Here is a 17,384-nt window from a genome sequence, read left to right as displayed (position 1 = left end):
ACGCCGCAGCAGCGCACTGCCACGGCGATGCTCGACTGATTTGGTTTTCAGTGTGCCAAATGCAGCGATTCGTGTAAAGCCTGCAGCGGGTAGACCTCCAAGCTGCTCAGGCATTTCATGCCTTCAACGGCGGCCTCGGCGCCAGCAATGGTTGTGAAGGTCGCGACGCGACTGGCAAGCGCCGTAATGCGGATGGCACGCGAGTCCGCGATCGCATTGCGACGCTCCTCGACGGTGTTGACGACCAAGACGATATCACCATTTTTCATCATGTCCACGACATTGGGGCGGCCCTCGGTGACCTTGTTGACAACCTCAACCGGCAGACCCGCAGACGCCAGTGCTGCCGCGGTACCGCGCGTCGCAGTAAGTGCGAACCCCATCGTCAGAAGATCACGCGCAACTTCAACCATGCGCGCCTTGTCGTTATTTTTGACCGAAAGAAATACTTTGGCTCCGCCGATCTTGCCCGCATCGGGAAGACGCGTTCCGGCAGCAATTTGAGATTTGACGAAGGCTTCGCCAAAGCTACGGCCGACACCCATGACCTCACCGGTCGACTTCATTTCCGGGCCAAGGATCGGATCCACGCCGGGAAACTTGACGAAGGGAAAGACCGCCTCTTTGACGCTGAAGTAACCGGGGATGACTTGGGCCGGGATCGCCTGCTGCCGTAAAGTCTGTCCCACCATGCAGCGTGCGGCGACTTTGGCCAATTGCAGACCTGTTGCCTTCGACACGAAGGGCACGGTGCGCGAAGCGCGCGGGTTAACCTCCAGCACGAAGATACGGTCCTCCTCTCCATCCTGCTGGATCGCAAACTGGACGTTCATCAGACCCACGACGCTCAAGCCACGCGCCATGGCCACGGTCTGACGCTCAAGCTCGGCGATAGTCGCTGCCGACAGTGAATAAGGCGGCAGCGAACAAGCCGAGTCGCCCGAATGCACGCCTGCTTGTTCAATGTGTTCCATGACCCCAGCGACATAGACATCCTGCCCGTCGCAGATTGCATCCACGTCACATTCAATCGCGTCATTCAGGAAGCGATCGAGGAGCACTGGAGAGTCATGGGACACCTTCACAGCCTCCCGCATGTAGCGCTCCAAGTCACGCTGCTCATGCACGATTTCCATCGCCCGCCCACCCAGCACATAGCTCGGCCGTACGACCAGCGGGTAGCCAATTTCCTCTGCTCGGGTGATGGCTTCACTCTCTGAGCGTGCCGTGCGGTTCGGTGGCTGAAGCAGCCCCAGATCATTGATGAGCTTCTGAAAACGCTCCCTGTCTTCCGCTGCATCAATCATGTCGGGGCTCGTTCCAATCACTGGCACGCCGGCCGCCTCCAGCGCGAGCGCGAGCTTGAGCGGCGTTTGCCCACCATACTGCACGATCACCCCTGTCGGCCCTTCCTTGTCGACGATTTCGAGCACGTCTTCAAGTGTAAGTGGCTCGAAATACAGGCGATCCGAGGTGTCGTAATCCGTGGAAACGGTCTCGGGATTGCAATTGACCATGATGGTCTCAAAGCCGTCTTCGCGCAATGCCAGTGCCGCGTGTACGCAGCAGTAGTCGAATTCAATGCCTTGCCCGATACGGTTGGGCCCGCCGCCGAGCACCATAATCTTTTTGCGTGTGGTCGGTTCCGCCTCGCACTCGTCCTCATAGGTCGAGTAGAGATACGCCGTCTGCGTGGCAAATTCAGCGGCGCAGGTGTCCACCCGCTTGTACACCGGGCGTATGCCCAGTTCGTGCCGGCGCTTGCGTACGCCGCTTTCCGTACTTTTGAGCAAATACGCCAGACGGCGGTCGGAAAAGCCCTTGCGCTTTAGCCAGCGCATGGTCTCAGCGTCAATCGCATCCAAATGCTCGTTGTCTAGTTGCAGTTCGATGTCGACGATGTCTTTGATTTGCGCAAGGAACCACGGGTCAATACGGGTGAGTTGATGCACGTCATCGAGACTAAACCCCTGTGCGAGCGCATCACCCAAGTACCAGATGCGCTCGGGACCTGGCTCACCGAGCTCGCGTTCCAAGGTCTCGCGATCGGTCGTCTTTTGATTCAATCCGTCCACACCGACTTCCAAGCCACGCAGCGCTTTCTGGAAACTCTCCTGAAAGGTGCTGCCGATCGCCATGACCTCTCCCACTGATTTCATCTGCGTGGTCAGGTGCGAATCGGCTTGGGGAAATTTCTCGAACGCGAAGCGCGGCACTTTGGTGACAACATAATCAATTGTCGGCTCGAAGGAGGCGGGAGTCGCGCCACCCGTAATCTCGTTGCGCAACTCATCCATCGTGTAGCCCACGGCCAACTTTGCAGCCACCTTGGCGATGGGAAATCCCGTCGCCTTTGACGCCAGCGCCGAGGAGCGCGAGACCCGTGGATTCATCTCGATCACGATCATGCGCCCATCTTTCGGGTTGATCGCAAACTGCACGTTCGACCCGCCCGTGTCCACACCAATCTCACGCAGCACGGCGATGCTCGCATCGCGCATGATCTGGTATTCCTTGTCGGTTAGGGTCTGCGCTGGCGCTACGGTAATGGAGTCGCCGGTGTGCACGCCCATCGGGTCAAGATTCTCGATCGAGCACACGATGATGCAGTTGTCCGCCTTGTCACGCACAACCTCCATCTCGAATTCCTTCCAGCCGATGAGCGACTCCTCGATCAACAACTCGCTGGTCGGTGAAGCCTCGAGGCCGCGCTTGCAGATCACCTCAAACTCTTCTGGGTTGTACGCAATGCCACCACCCGTTCCACCCAGTGTGAAGCTCGGTCGGATGATGGTCGGAAAACCAATGGATCTCTGCACGGCCCACGCTTCATCCATGCTGTGCGCAATGCCCGAACGAGCAGAACCCAGGCCGATGCGAGTCATCGCTTCCTTGAATTTCTGCCGGTCTTCGGCCTTGTCAATGGCCTCTGGCTTGGCGCCGATCAACTCACACTTGTACCTGTCGAGAACACCCTCGCGATGCAAGTCCAGCGCGCAATTCAGGGCCGTCTGCCCACCCATCGTTGGCAAAATAGCGTCTGGCCGCTCTCTGGCGATGATGGTTTCCATGACCTGCCAGGTAATCGGCTCGATGTAGGTGACATCGGCTGTTTCCGGATCCGTCATGATCGTGGCCGGATTGCTGTTGACCAGGATCACTTTGTAGCCCTCTTCCTGCAGCGCCTTGCAGGCTTGGGCCCCGGAATAGTCAAACTCGCAGGCCTGGCCAATGACGATGGGGCCAGCGCCAATGATCAGGATGCTGTGGATGTCGGTGCGCTTGGGCATGGAGCGTTGCGGGTGAAATGCTTGGAAAATTCGAGGTCGATTACTTGAGCGACGCCGTGGCGAGTCGCGCGCTGAAAGCCATAAAAGCGGCGCCCACCAATCCAGTGAGCGAAGCTGCGATGCGGCGGTGTGCGCGGAAAAGATCAGCCAGGCGCGACCCAGCAAAGATTAGCGTGGAGAGATACAGCGCGCTGAAAAACTGCACGATGCCACCCAGCACAAGAAAGGACAGTGCCGGATGAGGATAGGCGGGGTCAACGAACTGAATGAAAAAGGAAATGAAAAAGAAAATGGCTTTAGGGTTGAGCAGGCTGATGAGCAGAGCCTTGGCTAGGGGGTGCGCAGCGTCCACCCGCACTGCTGGCGCCAGCGGCGCCTCGGCCTGGCGGTAGCGCCGCAACGCTGCACGCAGCATGTTGAACCCAATCCACGCCAGATAGGCAGCTCCCGCCAGTTTGACGAGGATAAACAGCCAGGCCACCGCTTCGAGCAGGCTGGCCAAGCCCGCAGCGGCCAGCACCATGAGCACCGTATCACCAAGGAAGATGCCACACGCGCCGAGATAACCAGCCCTCACGCCGCGCTGCGCCGCCACGCTCAGGACGTAGAGCGAATTCGGCCCCGGCAACAACACGATAAACACCACGCCAAGTACATACAACCCGAGATTGGTGATGCCAAATAAGTGGTTCATGACTGCCAAGCGCCGATTACCATGCCGCCGCCCGTGACCCCTGCATCAGCCCCACGAAGCGGTCAAAAAGATTATGGATGTCGTGTGGCCCCGGGCTGGCCTCGGGGTGACCTTGAAAGCAAAATGCAGGCTTGTCACGAAAGGCAAAACCTTGCAGGGTGCCATCGAAAAGCGAAACATGGGTCGGGCGCACGTCCGCCGGCAGCGTGTCGGCATCCACCGCGAACCCATGGTTTTGGCTCGTAATGCTCACTCGCCCCGTATCCAGATCCTTCACGGGATGGTTGGCGCCATGGTGCCCAAATTTCATCTTGAACGTGCGAGCTCCAGCGGCCAAGGCCATGATCTGGTGACCCAGGCAAATCCCGAACGTGGGTACGCCTCGTTCGATGATCGTGCGTACCGCGGCAATCGCATAGTCACAGGGCTCGGGATCACCCGGCCCGTTGGACAGGAAAACGCCATCTGGGCGCATCGCGAGCACGACTTCGGCTGGAGTCTGTGCTGGAACCACCGTGACGCGACACCCACGCGAGGCCAGCAAACGCATGATGTTGAACTTAATGCCGAAGTCATAGGCCACAACATGAAAGCGTGCTTCACGCTGCTCACCATATCCCGTGCCCAAGGCCCAAGCCGTTTGCGACCAGAGGTATGACTCCCTCGTGCTCACGACGCGAGCCAGGTCCATTCCGGCAAGTCCCGGGAACGCGCGCGCACGAGCCAGCGCGTGCTCGACCACGGCCGCAGTCACCACCTCGCCGGGTTTCAACCCGAGCACGCAGCCGCTTTGCGCCCCCTTGCTCCGCAGCAAGCGCGTGAGCTTGCGCGTATCGATACCTGCGATGGCGACCGTATCGGTGCGGCGCAGATAATCGCCCAATCCTTCGGTTCTGCGAAAATTTGAATCCAGTGCGGGAAGATCTCTGATGATGAGCCCTGCTGCATGAACCTTGGCGGCTTCAACGTCCTCTGCATTGGTACCAACATTGCCGATGTGTGGGTACGTAAGCAGGACGATTTGCCGACAATAACTGGGGTCGGTGAGGATCTCCTGGTAGCCGGTAATCGCGGTATTGAAAACCACCTCACCCGAGGTCTCACCGGGAGCCCCGACGGAAACCCCGTGGAAGACCGAACCGTCGGCAAGGGCCAAAATGGCTTTGGGTTGCAACGGCAACATTGATATTCTCCGGGCACGCGTGTTGCGGCGTTGGTAAACGCTGTTTTGGGATGCGCAAACCCTGCTAGAGCTTGACGCAAATCCCTGAAATTATAGCCTCCACAGTGCGGCTCCCAGCATCCACCACCCATGTCGACCGCACCAGTTCCCCCCATCCCTGGCCCTAGCGCGGCGCGCTTCGCCCCCCGCCGCGCGTGTTTTGGCCGCTTTGTATCGGCGTTGTTGCCGTGCACGTGCTGGTGTTGTGGGCGCTGCAGGCCGACTTCGCGTTTATTCCCCCAGCGCCTCGCCGAGCGCTTGAGTTCATCCAGGTTCTGCCCCCCGACCGCTCACCATGAAGCCGGCCGCTCCTACGCCCCCTCCGGCGGCCGTCCGCAGACCCATGCGCACGCCACCGGTGGCCAAAGCGCAGCCGCGCCCGCTTCAACACAACACCCTGACCACACCGCGCGTGCCCCACAAACCCACCTTGCCGCAACCCGAGCCCGTGGCGCCACAACCGTCCACCGCGCCTTCAAACATCATGCAAGCGCCCGAGCGAACCAGCTCCAACCCAGCCACTGCCACCTCTCAACCACTGAATCCCGCGCCGCAAGCCGTGGCGCCGCCGGCGGCACCCACGCAGACAGACGCCGCCGCAAAGCCAGCGCCATCGACGCCCCCGGCATTCGGCGCAGCCTATTTGCATAACCCCGTACCAGAATATCCCCCTTTGGCGCGGAGGATGGGCGAAGAAGGAACCGTCAAATTGCGGGTGATGGTGTCGGCTTCCGGCCACGTTGACACCATCCGGATCCAGCAGTCCTCCGGCTATGCAGCGCTCGACAAAGCCGCCGTGAAAGCTGTTCAGCAATGGACATTTACACCGGGCCAAGCCGCGGGCAAGCCTGTGCCCGGCTGGGTGATCGTGCCGATTCGGTTCTCGTTGGCTTCTTGACCGGGCGCAGTCACGCCTGCGCCCGGCCTTTCAGCTTGCATTCAGACAAAGCGCCTACACTTCATGGAACATTTGAGTCTGACGACATGCTGGAGTTTGGAACTCCTTCAGCGTTTGGGCCTCAAAGGTAAGTCTGATATTTGAAAAACGCTTCGCGTTCTGGGAGAAATAGATGGACGATCGCTTCAATTCTCAACCCTCGCTTTACGGACAGAGTACTGGCCAGCTTGGCGTGGAACGCAACCGTGTTTTGCGTAACACCTACATGCTGCTTGCCGCCTCGCTGGTGCCCACCGTGCTCGGCGCTTGGGCCGGCTTGCATTTGGGTCTGGCGCAATGGATGTTGACGAATCCAGGCATGGGCATGCTTCTGTTCCTCGGCGGTGCGTTTGGTCTCATGTTTGTTGTGGAACGCAACAAGAATTCCGGGGCTGGTGTCGCGTGGCTCATGGCATTCACGTTCTTCATGGGCATGATGCTGTCGCAGATGCTCAGCTTCGTGCTTGGGTTGGCCAACGGCGTGCAACTCATCAGCATGGCTTTCGGCGGCACTGCCCTGATTTTTGCGGTCATGGCTTCGCTGGCCACCGTCGTGAAACGTGATCTGAGCGGGCTATCCAAGTTCCTGTTCGTGGGCGTGATCATGCTGATCATCGCCGGCATTGCGAACATCTGGCTGCAGATGCCAGCGTTGATGATCGCGTTCTCAGTTGCGGCCATCGGCATCTTCTCGGCGTTCATGCTGATCGACGTCAGGCGCGTACTCGATGGGGGCGAAACCAACTATATCTCCGCCACCCTGGCGATTTATCTGGACCTCTACAACGTCTTTGTGAACTTGCTCTCATTGTTGAGCATCTTCAGCGGCGGTGGTCGTCGCTAATTCGCTTCTCTTTGCAAGTCAAACAGCCCGGTTCCCCCGGGCTGTTTGACTTGCGCGCTGGCCCGAAGGCTTTGTGCGATGTCTTCAGCGCTTGCCAATCCCGAAGCGGACCTGGCCATGGATGTCCAAGCGGGAACCGAGCGTGATCATCTGGCCAGCGAGACACGGCTTGCCGTCCCCATTGGCCGGCGGTCGATCGCCGTACCCACGATGCCCTTCCTCGTCTGCGGCATCATGCCCAAGTCGGATACGCAGAACCGCACCATTGCGTCGCTGACTTCGGCTCAGCGCCCAGGCCGGGCCCCTTTCGCATTGCCTTGCCTCAACGCCACTTTCATGACGATCGATTGCCGGGGCGCCTGGCGCTCTCAGGCCTTTTCAAATATGGCAATCGACTCCACGTGCGACGTGTGCGGAAACATGTTGACCGCGCCGACTGCCGTCAGGCGATATGCGGCTTGATGGACGAGCAGGCCGGCGTCGCGCGCCAGGGTCGCGGGATTACACGACACGTAGACGATGCGCGTCGGCCCTGGATATCCTGACGCTGCCGCCTCACACAACGCCTTGCAAAGTGCAAGCGCTCCTTCGCGCGGTGGGTCGACCAACCATTTTTCAAATTGACCCATTCGTTTCAATGTATCTGCGTCGATCTCGAACAGATTGCGCGCCTCAAAGCGCGTGCATCGCGCCAGGCCATTTTGCTCTGCATTGTCGCGCGCTCGTTGCACCAAACCTTCATTGCCTTCCACGCCCAGAACATGCTCCGAGCGCGTGGCCAACGGCAAGGTGAAATTACCCAATCCGCAGAACCAATCTGCGACGTGCTCATGCTTGAGCGGGGCAAGTAGGCGCACAGCGCGGGACACCAGGGCAAGGTTGATGCTGTGGTTGACCTGTGTGAAATCAGTTGGCGTGAAAGGCATGCGCAGACCGAACTCGGGCATGGCATAGTCCAAGGGCCTTGTCTGCGGGTTCAGCGGCGCAGCGGTTTGCGGGCCCCCGGGTTGCAGCCACCATTGGATGCCATGCTCACGCTCGAAGTGCGAAAGCAGTTCACGATCGCCCAGCGTGAGGGGCTGCAGATGACGCAGCACCAGCACCGTCTGTGCGTCACCCACAGCGACCTCAATTTGCGGCAACCGATCCGGACACGACAATCCGCCGATCAGTGCGCGCAGCGGGAGGAGAAGCGTCGACACATGGGGAGGCAGGACGTCACAACTTCGCATGTCAGCCACATAGCTGGAGCCGCGCTCATGAAAGCCCACCAACACGCCGCCTTTTTTTGGCACGAAGCGAACAGTCAGGCGTGCACGATGTCGGTAACCCCAAGCAGGCCCTGCCAACGGGCGCAGCAAGCTTTGCGGCCGCACTTGTGCCAGATGCCACAGATCATCTTCCAACGTGCGCTGTTTGAACGCAAGTTGCGCCTGCGGGTCAATATGCTGCATGCTGCAGCCACCGCAGACACCGAAGTGTGCGCAGCGGGGCACGACGCGGGTGAAGGCGGTGCGACGCCACTGCACGGCCTCCCCTGACTCCCATTTGGCCTTGCTGCGCATGATGCGCACGCGTACCTCCTCGCCAGGCAACGCGCCCTCGGCGAAGACAACCTTTCCGTCTTGCCTGCGTGCCACGCCACGCGCCTCGAGATCCAGCGCGTCGATGCGCAGCCATTCATCCGAAATCGTGGTCGCTTTCATCACAGGCATTGAGGTGTGGCCAGAGTGATCCGGGCGCGTGGAACCACCGCAAACCGTGGTCACGGATTGGCCGGCCCGGGGTTGCTCCAAGCCTGAAGGTATTCAGCCCAATGCGACTCCTCGGCCGCCCATTCGGCCAAGCTTGCGCGGACCAATTGGACTTCACCGGCATATGTGTTCGCGTTCAGGGCGCCACGCATGAGCTGGAATCGGCAATAAAGCAGATATGTATTGAGCACATCTGTTTCGCAGTAGCGGCGCACCGCATCAATTTCCCCCCGCAACCAGGCCCCGTAGACTTGGCTGCCGTCCATGCCCAGCTTGCCGGGTAGACCACAAAGCTGGGCCAGGGTGTCCATGCCGGCGTTCGCGCGCGGCTGGTATAGCGCCAGCAAATCCATCAGATCAAGGTGACGGTGGTGGTAGCGGGAAATGTAGTTGTTCCACTTGAACTCGCGGTCATCCTCGCCGAGGTCCCAGTACTTGGATGCCTGCACGCCGTGCACGAGGCCGCGGTAGTGAAGGACGGGAAGATCAAAACCACCGCCATTCCAGGATACGAGCTGCGGCTCAAATTTATCAATGAGTCGAAAGAAACCCTGCACCACGGCCCCTTCCTGTTGGCCACGGTCGACAAATGAATGAACCTTTAGTCCCTTGACCGGGTCGCGGAAGATGCAGGAAACGACGACCACACGCTGGCACACGATGGGCAGGAAATCACTGCCAGTCTGCTCCTTGCGGCGATTTTGCGCCTGGGTGATGGCCGCTGCGTCGTCCAGATCTGGATCAGCCAAGCCTGCCGCGCGCACCGCTTGCGCATCAGGAATCGTTTCAATGTCGAATACGACGACCGGCACGGCCACGAGCAGCGTCTCAGAGTAAGGAGGACTTGTCGACGCCACCCTTGGACAGGCGCCGATGGAGCTTGAGCAGTGCTTCTTGCTGAATCTGTCGTACCCGCTCGCGGGTGAGGTCGAGCCGCCGAGCAAGCATTTCGAGGGTTTCCGTATCGCGCCCATAGAGGCCAAAACGCGCCTCGATCACCTCGCGCTCGCGCTCCCCCAGTGTTTGCAGCCACGTGTCAAGCAAATGGGTCACCTGGTGCGCTTGGGTCGTGTCATCCGGACCCGGCGCGTCACGGTCGGTAAACTGCTCCTGATAGCTGTCGCCCGTGCTGTTCTCGTGCATTAGGTCGAGCGAAGCCGGCAGCTCTCCCATGGTCAATAGATCAGCCACCTCGTCGACCGTGCGGCCAGTCAGGCTGGCGATGTCTTCCACGGATGCCGAGCCGTTCGGGCTGGAATCTTCCAGATGGCGCCGCGCCCGTAGGACCTGATTGAGCTCCCGGATGACGTGGACCGGGAGACGGATGGTACGCGCCTGCTGCATGATGGCACGCTCGACGTTCTGCCGGATCCACCAACTTGCATAAGTGGAGAAGCGGAAGCCACGCTCGGGCTCGAACTTCTCGATGGCGTGCATCAGCCCAAGATTGCCCTCTTCAATGAGGTCGGCCAGGGCCACGCCACGCCCCGCATAGGTCTTAGCGATGCTCACGACCAAGCGCAGGTTATGCTCGACCATGGCCTGGCGCGCTTCGAAGTCGCCTTGGCGGGCACGGGTCGCCGTTTCATACTCCTGTTGGGGCGTAAGGAGAGGCTTGATGCGAATTTGGTTGAGGTAAGCCTGCAGGACGCTCTGGCTGGCTGCATCCACGTCCTCGGCCAGCCTGGTGGCCGGTTCGCTCGCTGTCTGCTCGTCCAACGCAGGACCCTGAGCCGCCTCGCCGTCGCGCGTGCTCTGCTCGGGCACTGAGGAGGAAGCGATCTGCGGTTTCTTGGAGTTGCGCGACATGGGATCGTGATCGAGGACAAAATGGCCGGCGTCAGCGCGCCGGCAATACCTGCAACGGGTCGATCGGCTTGCCGCGCAAGCGAACCTCCAGATGCAACTCGACGCGCGGCGCGTCGCTAGAACCCATCAGCGCGATGCGCTCGCCGCGCGTCACCGCCTGCCCATCCTTCACCAAAAGTTTCTCGTTGTGGGCGTAGACCGAGATGTAGTCGCTGTTGTGCTTGATGATGACCAGGTTTCCAAAGCCCCGCAGCTCATTGCCTGCGTAGACCACCCGGCCGCTGGCCGCGGCGAATATGGGCTCGCCAAGATTGCCTGCGATGTCGATGCCCTTGCTCGAACTACCGTTGTAGCCCTGAATGACCTTGCCCAGCGCCGGCCACGACCACGTTAAACCACCGTTTTCCGCGCGCGCCTTCGGTGCAGACGCCGAGGCAGCGGGTGCCGCAGTCGTCGCGGCAGTGGGCGCAACACTTGCGGAAGAGGGGGAAACAATGGGCCCATTGACTTTCGGCGCGCCAGATGACGGCTGGGACACAGGTGCTGCTGGAGGCGCCGATGCGACCGGCGCGAGTGGGTAGGCCTGTACGATTGGCCCGCCGGTGACGGGCTGCGACGTACTCGGAGCAAGTGGCTGAGTCGCTGTGGCAACAGCACTGCTCTTTGGGGGTGCGACGCGCAGGACCTGACCGACTTCAATCACGTTCGGGTCGCTCAGGCCATTCCAGCGCACGAGGTCATGCCAGTCTTGCCCAACCTGCATGGCGATGCGTCGCACGGTGTCTCCCTGCCTCACCGTGTAGTACCCAGGCTGTCCTGCAAATGCCGCGTTCGGCCCTGCGGCAGCGGACGGCGCAGAGGTCGACTGTGCCGGCGCCGCACCCACGGGAGTGAAATTCTTGGTGACCACTGGTGCGGGGCTGAGCGACACGGTCGAGCAAGCAGCCAGGGGCAAGGTGAACAAAAGCAGCGGCAGGACGAGTCGCATGGTCGGTCGGGCCTTGGCGTCAGAGAACGCCCGATTTTAGGGGGACGAAATGTGCATCCTCCACACACCACGATTCGATCTTGCCGCCCACATGCTTGCGATAGGCCATGAGCCGCTGTGGGTGCCCCACCGGGGCCAGCACGACGCCGCCAATGCGCAGTTGCTGCAGCCACTGCGCCGGAACGTCGGGGCTTGCGGCGGCGCTAAGCACCGCGTCGAACGGCGCGCCACACGCAGCACCAGTTGTACCGTCGCCGAGCAGCAACCGCAGGTTGGGAAGACGCAGCGCACGCAGGTTGGTGCGCGCGAGTTCATGCAGGGCGCGAATTCTTTCGATGCTGTAGACCTCTCCGGCAATCCGGCTGAGAATGGCCGCCTGATAGCCGCAACCCGTGCCGATTTCCAGAACGCGCTCGGGTCGGGCCCCCAGACTTTGCAACAGCACCGAGGCGCAGCGCGCAACCACCGATGGCTTGGAAATGGTCTGCCCGTGGCCAATGGGCAGCGCATTGTCGGAATAGGCCTGGGCGCCGAGCCCGGGCTCCAGGAACAGGTGGCGCGGCACTGACAGCATGGCCTCCAATACGGTCTGCTCCAGCCCGCCCATTGCACGCAATCGCTCCACCATCCGCGCGCAAACAGCCTGCGAGTCCAAGCCGTTGCCCGTCGGCATGCTGACTGGGTGTCCGCCCTGGGTGGGTTTTCTGGCCGCGACGGCGGGCATGCGCGCAGGCCGTGCCGCCGTGGCGCCCGGCTTACCTTCGGCCGCCCCTGCCACAGGCAAGTACGCCGGGAAGCGCGCGCGCAGGGGGCGCGAGGAGTCAGCGCTCACAGGCTGCGCTCGTTGATGAGGCCAGCGAATCGAGTCTCGCAGGTCTCCAGCAGTTGGTAATGCGTTAGGTCGAGCTGCAGCGGTGTAATTGCCGCGTAACCTTGCGCGATTGCGTGAAAATCGGTACCAGGCTGATCGTCCAGCGCCTCCCCGGCTGAGCCGATCCAGTAGATCGGCTCATCGCGCGGATTGCGCTGCATGATGACAGGCTGGCTTGGGTGGCGCTTGCCCAAGCGCGTTACGCGCAGCCCACGCAATTCAGCCCGTGGCATATTCGGTACGTTTAGATTGAACAACGCAGGCTTGGCAGGCGGCTCGCGCAGCAAATTCGAGGCCACTTCGGTGGCCACCTGCACCGCTGCATCCAGATGCGCCCAGCCCTTGTGAACCAGCGAGACGGCCAACGCGGGCAACCCAAAAAGATAACCCTCGGTCGCGGCGGCAACCGTGCCGGAATAGATGGTGTCATCGCCGAGATTGGCACCGTTATTGACGCCGCTCACGACCAAATCCGGGCGGAAATCAAGCAGGCCCGTGAGCGCGATGTGCACACAGTCCGACGGCGTGCCGTTCACATAGAGAAACCCGTTTTCGGCCTTGAATACCGACAATGGGCGATTGAGCGTAAGCGCATTAGACGCGGCACTGGCGTTTTGCTCGGGTGCCACCACCGTCACTTCCCCCAACCGGCTCAAGCCTGCGTAGAGGGCGTGCAGTCCCGTGGCGAGATAACCGTCATCGTTGGCAAGGAGGATGCGCATGCGTGCATCTTATCGAGTTCCTCCGGCTGCCGAATGCCGCGGAACCAAGCACCTCACCTTATGCAGCTGGGAACAGCCGCCGTTGCTGTGCTGCCCCCGTGCCTCGCCTATGCCCTTACAGCCCTAAATGCCACTCGCGAACAGAGCGCCCCGGTGCATGAGTTATTCGGCCATCTCGGCCTCAGGGGCTTCCTGCAACGGTTCCTTGAGCAGGCGCTTGAACAAATCCCCGTTCGGGCCCCAAAGGGATTCAATCGAGGCCGAAGACGGGTTCCCTTGTGTGCGGCGGTCATGGTGATTCGGCCCTTGGGGCAGGTTGACTTCGACAATCAACCTTTGCCGTGGTCGCCACCTGCTTGCAAGCAGTCATTGCACACAAGGCTCTACACGCCCTTCGCCCGTGTGACGCCAGGTGGCGCTCACCCCTGCGTCGGCCTGGAAAGCTCCCCGTGCCAGCCTGATTTGATCTGGACCAGTCAACCCTGGGCAGTAAGGGGCCAATGCTCTGGCGCAGCATTCCGATACATCAGCATTTTGAGGTGTTTCGTATGCTGTGCATCATTGTGGTGCGCAGATCGGGTTCACTGCATCCAATCGCACGCATGCCCAAGAACCAAGGCTCGATCAGTGCCCGCTGAACCGCTGCCAGCAGCCCATCGGCCATCGGCCATCGCCCACCCCAATCATCTTCACCCCATGCCCGTCTCACCGGCTTCGCAAATTCAATCTCTGCCTTTGGCTCCCTCGCTCGCCCCGTTGTTGCAGACGGCGCCCATGGGGGCTGACACGGGCGGCGTCAACGCCCGCACACTGTTCATCGGTCTGCTGGCAGTAGGCATCGGTGTGATTGCAGCTTTTGTTGCACGGGCGCTTCTCGCGCTCATCGCCCTGATCACCCATCTCAGTTTTCAGGGCCGCATCGGCTGGACGCTAGCCGACCCCGGACATAACGCGCTAGGCGCCTGGGTGATCGCGGTGCCAGTGATCGGCGCGCTCATCGTCGGCGCCATGGCGCGCTACGGCTCGCCAGCGATCCGCGGCCATGGTATTCCCGAAGCAATGGAACAAATTCTCACCAACCGCAGCCGCATCCCGCTGCGCGTGCTTTTACTCAAGCCATTGTCAGCCGCCATCTCCATCGGCACCGGTGGGCCGTTTGGCGCGGAAGGACCGATCATCGCCACGGGTGGCGCCCTCGGTTCGGTGGTCGGACAATGGGTCCACATCACGCCTGGCGAGCGCAAGACTCTGCTGGCGGCCGGAGCCGCGGCGGGTATGGCTGCCGTCTTCGGCACGCCGCTGGCCGCGGTGATGCTGGCAATTGAGTTGCTGCTGTTCGAGTTTCGACCCGCCTCCTTGCTGCCCGTGCTGGCCGCGTGCACCACGGCGGCCGCCATACGCGCACTGTTTCTCGGCTTCGCGCCATTTTTTCCCATGGCGCCTCTGGCCTGGCCCCATGCGCTGGCTCTATTAGCCTGCGTCCCGCTGGGTGCGATGGTGGGACTGACTGCGGTGCTCGTCACCCGCGCCGTGTATGCGGTAGAAGATGCATTCGACCACCTCCCTGTCCATTGGATGTGGTGGCCGGCACTCGGAGCCGTCGCTGTGGGTCTGATCGGCTGGTGGCAACCGCGCACCCTGGGGGTTGGCTACGTCAACATTACTGACGCCCTGTCGGGCGGACTCGTTGGCCCGGCGCTTTGGCTGCTCGGCCTGGCCAAGCTTGTGTCATGGACCGTCGCCTTGGGCAGCGGCACGTCCGGCGGCACACTGGCGCCCCTGATGACGGTGGGCGCCTGCCTCGGCGCAGCGCTAGGCCACGCCACAGCCATCCTCTTTCCGCAACTCGGACTGGACCCGAATCTGGCTGCGCTGATCGGCATGGCGTCCATTTTCGCCGGCGCGTCACGGGCGCTGTTCATGTCGGTGGCGTTTGCGCTGGAGACCACCTGGCAGATGCCGGGCCTGCTGCCGTTGCTCATTGGCTGCGGTTCGGCTTTCCTGGTGTCCAGTCTGTTGATGCGCCGCACCATCATGACCGAAAAAATCATCCGCCGCGGCGTGCAGGTGCCCGACACTTACCAAGCCGACCCGCTGGCGCTAGCCCGCGTTCGCGACTATGCCAGCCGCGCCCCTGTGGTCCTAGAAGCCACGCAGCGAGTCGACGACGTGCGCGCTTGGCTGGATTCCGACGCAGCTGGAAGCAACCATCTTGGTTTTCCGGTGCTCGCCGCAGGGGCGAGCTGCTGGGCGTACTCACGCGCAAGGATTTGTTCAGAGCGGGGGTCGCCTCCTTGCAATCCATGGGTAGTCTGGTGCGGCGACCGGCCGTAGTCGTACGCGAGGACGCCACTTTGGCTGAGGCAATGCACAAGCTTGCCGCGCATGACATCGGTCGCCTGCCCGTGACTGCAGAGGACGGCTCAGGCCGCTTGGTCGGCATGCTGACCCGCAGCGACCTGTTGGCCGCCTGGCGCGAGCACTTGCTTGATCAGCATCAGCGAGGGCGCTGATGCCTGCCTGCCCGCCTGCAGCCTATCCCGCGTCAGATTGACCATCCAACCACATTAGGGATCTCCTTTGCCCGCAATGCTCCCTGTCAGCGTCGTCAAGACATCGGCCTCCTTACCTGCCGCGCGCCGCTGGTTGCGCGGCTTCTGGCCCGCACCCATGCACGCCAGCCCGCTGGAGCACCTATACGCTGGCCTGGGAGCCTTTCTCGGCCTGCTGTTCAGTGCCTGGGTGAGCCTGCACGCGCTGGGCGATCTGAACCCCTGGTTCATTGCCCCGATGGGCGCGTCGGCCGTCTTGCTGTTCGCGGTGCCGGCAAGCCCTTTGGCGCAGCCGTGGTCCATCATGGGCGGCAATCTCGTCGCAGCCTTGGTGGGTGTGAGCTGTGCGCGCTTCATCCCCGACCCGCTTCTGGCCGCCAGCTTTGCTGCAGCGATTGCCATCGCTCTCATGCTGCCGCTGCGCTGCCTGCATCCACCCAGCGGGGCTGTGGCGCTCACCGCTGTCCTTGGCGGCCCGGCGGTGCTGCGCGAGGGGTACCACTTTGTGCTGTCGCCGGTTCTGCTCAATTCGGCGCTGTTGCTGGCCGTGGCGCTGGCGTTCAACAACCTTCTGCGACGCCGCTACCCCCATGTGCATGCGCCCTCCCCGTCCCCGTACGGGACGATCGACCCGCCACCGAGTGAGCGCGGCGGCATTTCACGCGGCGATCTGACAGCCGCAATACGCCGCCATGCGCAGTTGCTCGACATTGATGAGGACGATTTGTTCGCCGTGGTGCGAGATGCGCAGTGGCATGCTGCCTTACGGCAGCAGGCCCGATTGCAGGCCGCCGACATCATGTCGCGCGACGTCCTGCGGGTCGGCCCCGACACGCCCGTGGCTGCAGCCCGGCAGATGCTTGATGTGCACCATATCAAGGCTCTGCCCGTCGTTGATGGCGACGACTGCCTCGTGGGCATTGTCAGTCTGCACGACATGCTGGTGCGCGGAGGCTGCGCCGGTGCTCCGGCGGGCGATCCCGCGCCGACGGCAATCTGTGTCGCCGACGTGATGACCCGGCAAGTGCTCACCACCCACCGCACCCGGCCAGTTGCCGAGTTGGTGCAACTGTTTGCCGATTTCGGCGTACACCACCTGCCTGTGGTGGACAACACGCGGCATGTGCTGGGCATGATCACGCAGTCAGACATGATCGCTGCGCTCGACCGACTGCATCGTCAGACGTCAACCTAAGCCGGCGCTGGGCGGCGTCGACGACTTTCAGACGTCTGAACAACGCACGGGCGCTGGATATGGCCGCTCCTTTGTGCTCGTCCGGGAATGCTAGGCTTGTTGTACTCCACGCCAAATGCACTCGCGCCACGACGCGGCGATGCCAACAGGGCAATGCGGTGGAATCGCTTTAGAGTCTACAGGCGCAGAGCAGTGGCGAGCGCAGGCATGACGCCCTCGAGATTCGGCTGGTCGTGCAGGAACGTGAAAGATCAAGCATGGGGCCCAAAGGAACATTAATGTTCGCCGTAATGCTGGCTGCGGCCACAGCGGCATTCCTGGTTTCCGGGAGCGGCCTGCTGGCGCTCCTCGCCGCCGCAGTGCTGTATCCAATTTCGTTTTGGCTCCTGTGACCCAACCCTGCATAGATTGCGCAGAAACCCCTGACGTCCCGACCTCAAGCTCGCGACCCGCCCGGTGCGGACCCACGCGCCGGGTGGTGTGCCGGGGTGTGGCTCGGATAAGTC

At 61.8% G+C, this 17,384-nt stretch carries 14 protein-coding genes and 1 pseudogene; 5 read left to right on the top strand and 10 right to left on the bottom strand.

All coding sequences use genetic code 11. The features are described from left to right. Positions 1–47: 47 nt before the first annotated feature. The 3 genes from carB to carA are packed head-to-tail and all read right to left on the bottom strand — an operon-like array spanning position 48 to position 5,167. Positions 48–3,290: a carbamoyl-phosphate synthase large subunit gene (gene carB / locus CD04_RS0100185; protein WP_031403814.1), complete on the bottom strand. Its 3,243-nt coding sequence runs from the start codon at positions 3,288–3,290 to the stop codon at positions 48–50. A 40-nt stretch (positions 3,291–3,330) separates the two neighbouring features. After that, complete coding sequence (gene leuE, locus CD04_RS0100180) at positions 3,331–3,984, bottom strand: leucine efflux protein LeuE (RefSeq protein WP_031403813.1); 654 nt, start codon at positions 3,982–3,984, stop codon at positions 3,331–3,333. A 16-nt stretch (positions 3,985–4,000) separates the two neighbouring features. Further along, positions 4,001–5,167 carry a glutamine-hydrolyzing carbamoyl-phosphate synthase small subunit gene (carA, locus tag CD04_RS0100175; RefSeq protein ID WP_031403812.1) on the bottom strand — a complete coding sequence of 389 codons (1,167 nt, stop codon included), beginning with the start codon at positions 5,165–5,167 and terminating at the stop codon, positions 4,001–4,003. A gap of 523 nt (positions 5,168–5,690) precedes the next feature. Between carA and CD04_RS24955 the strand changes: the two genes are divergently transcribed. Then, positions 5,691–6,104 (top strand): energy transducer TonB, encoded by a 414-nt coding sequence (locus tag CD04_RS24955; protein WP_255333623.1) that lies wholly within the window; start codon positions 5,691–5,693, stop codon positions 6,102–6,104. Positions 6,105–6,276: 172 nt separating this feature from the next. Then, positions 6,277–6,987, top strand: coding sequence for a Bax inhibitor-1/YccA family protein (locus tag CD04_RS0100160; RefSeq protein ID WP_031403810.1), 711 nt, complete (start codon positions 6,277–6,279; stop codon positions 6,985–6,987). A gap of 368 nt (positions 6,988–7,355) precedes the next feature. Here CD04_RS0100160 and rlmD read toward each other — a convergent pair whose 3' ends face one another. The 7 genes and pseudogenes from rlmD to CD04_RS23475 all read right to left on the bottom strand — a co-directional run. Next, on the bottom strand, positions 7,356–8,702 hold the full coding sequence (gene rlmD / locus CD04_RS0100155; protein WP_081857729.1) for a 23S rRNA (uracil(1939)-C(5))-methyltransferase RlmD: 1,347 nt from the start codon (positions 8,700–8,702) through the stop codon (positions 7,356–7,358). A 50-nt stretch (positions 8,703–8,752) separates the two neighbouring features. Beyond that, complete coding sequence (locus tag CD04_RS0100150) at positions 8,753–9,559, bottom strand: 3'-5' exonuclease (RefSeq protein WP_031403808.1); 807 nt, start codon at positions 9,557–9,559, stop codon at positions 8,753–8,755. Between the two features lie 10 nt (positions 9,560–9,569). Then, positions 9,570–10,550, bottom strand: coding sequence for an RNA polymerase sigma factor RpoS (gene rpoS, locus CD04_RS0100145; protein WP_081857728.1), 981 nt, complete (start codon positions 10,548–10,550; stop codon positions 9,570–9,572). Positions 10,551–10,581: 31 nt separating this feature from the next. Beyond that, positions 10,582–11,538: a peptidoglycan DD-metalloendopeptidase family protein gene (locus CD04_RS0100140; RefSeq protein WP_031403806.1), complete on the bottom strand. Its 957-nt coding sequence runs from the start codon at positions 11,536–11,538 to the stop codon at positions 10,582–10,584. A 19-nt stretch (positions 11,539–11,557) separates the two neighbouring features. Further along, a complete protein-coding gene (locus tag CD04_RS0100135) occupies positions 11,558–12,370 on the bottom strand; it encodes a protein-L-isoaspartate(D-aspartate) O-methyltransferase (RefSeq protein WP_081857727.1) in 813 nt (270 codons plus the stop codon). Next, positions 12,367–13,131: a 5'/3'-nucleotidase SurE gene (surE, locus tag CD04_RS0100130; RefSeq protein WP_031403804.1), complete on the bottom strand. Its 765-nt coding sequence runs from the start codon at positions 13,129–13,131 to the stop codon at positions 12,367–12,369. Before surE ends, CD04_RS0100135 begins: the two co-directional genes overlap by 4 nt. Before the next feature lie 165 nt (positions 13,132–13,296). After that, positions 13,297–13,424: pseudogene (locus tag CD04_RS23475) on the bottom strand (IS256 family transposase); the annotation flags it as partial. Between the two features lie 481 nt (positions 13,425–13,905). On the opposite strand from CD04_RS23475, the gene CD04_RS21215 reads away from it, so the two are divergent. From CD04_RS21215 to CD04_RS0100110, 3 genes are all read left to right on the top strand, one after another. After that, a complete protein-coding gene (locus tag CD04_RS21215; protein ID WP_197032983.1) occupies positions 13,906–15,465 on the top strand; it encodes a chloride channel protein in 1,560 nt (519 codons plus the stop codon). 32 nt (positions 15,466–15,497) lie between these two features. After that, positions 15,498–15,644: a CBS domain-containing protein gene (locus tag CD04_RS24005; protein WP_231480404.1), complete on the top strand. Its 147-nt coding sequence runs from the start codon at positions 15,498–15,500 to the stop codon at positions 15,642–15,644. 76 nt (positions 15,645–15,720) lie between these two features. Next, a complete protein-coding gene (locus CD04_RS0100110) occupies positions 15,721–16,878 on the top strand; it encodes an HPP family protein (RefSeq protein ID WP_031403803.1) in 1,158 nt (385 codons plus the stop codon). The last annotated feature ends 506 nt before the right edge of the window (positions 16,879–17,384 follow it).

Source organism: Thiomonas sp. FB-Cd (genome assembly GCF_000733775.1).
Lineage (GTDB): Bacteria > Pseudomonadota > Gammaproteobacteria > Burkholderiales > Burkholderiaceae_C > Thiomonas_A.
Note: the sequence above shows the minus strand (reverse complement) of the source record. Positions and strands in the feature narration are given on the sequence as shown.

Excerpts from the sequence above, each read along its gene's own strand:
- CD04_RS0100160 (WP_031403810.1), top strand. The coding sequence starts at position 6,277 with ATGGACGATCGCTTCAATTCTCAACCCTCGCTTTACGGACAGAGTACT.
- CD04_RS24005 (WP_231480404.1), top strand. The coding sequence starts at position 15,498 with ATGCACAAGCTTGCCGCGCATGACATCGGTCGCCTGCCCGTGACTGCA.
- carB (WP_031403814.1), bottom strand. The coding sequence starts at position 3,290 with ATGCCCAAGCGCACCGACATCCACAGCATCCTGATCATTGGCGCTGGC.
- CD04_RS21215 (WP_197032983.1), top strand. The coding sequence starts at position 13,906 with ATGGGGGCTGACACGGGCGGCGTCAACGCCCGCACACTGTTCATCGGT.
- CD04_RS0100110 (WP_031403803.1), top strand. The coding sequence starts at position 15,721 with ATGCTCCCTGTCAGCGTCGTCAAGACATCGGCCTCCTTACCTGCCGCG.
- carA (WP_031403812.1), bottom strand. The coding sequence starts at position 5,167 with ATGTTGCCGTTGCAACCCAAAGCCATTTTGGCCCTTGCCGACGGTTCG.
- rlmD (WP_081857729.1), bottom strand. The coding sequence starts at position 8,702 with ATGCCTGTGATGAAAGCGACCACGATTTCGGATGAATGGCTGCGCATC.
- CD04_RS0100140 (WP_031403806.1), bottom strand. The coding sequence starts at position 11,538 with ATGCGACTCGTCCTGCCGCTGCTTTTGTTCACCTTGCCCCTGGCTGCT.
- rpoS (WP_081857728.1), bottom strand. The coding sequence starts at position 10,550 with ATGTCGCGCAACTCCAAGAAACCGCAGATCGCTTCCTCCTCAGTGCCC.
- leuE (WP_031403813.1), bottom strand. The coding sequence starts at position 3,984 with ATGAACCACTTATTTGGCATCACCAATCTCGGGTTGTATGTACTTGGC.
- CD04_RS24955 (WP_255333623.1), top strand. The coding sequence starts at position 5,691 with ATGCAAGCGCCCGAGCGAACCAGCTCCAACCCAGCCACTGCCACCTCT.
- surE (WP_031403804.1), bottom strand. The coding sequence starts at position 13,131 with ATGCGCATCCTCCTTGCCAACGATGACGGTTATCTCGCCACGGGACTG.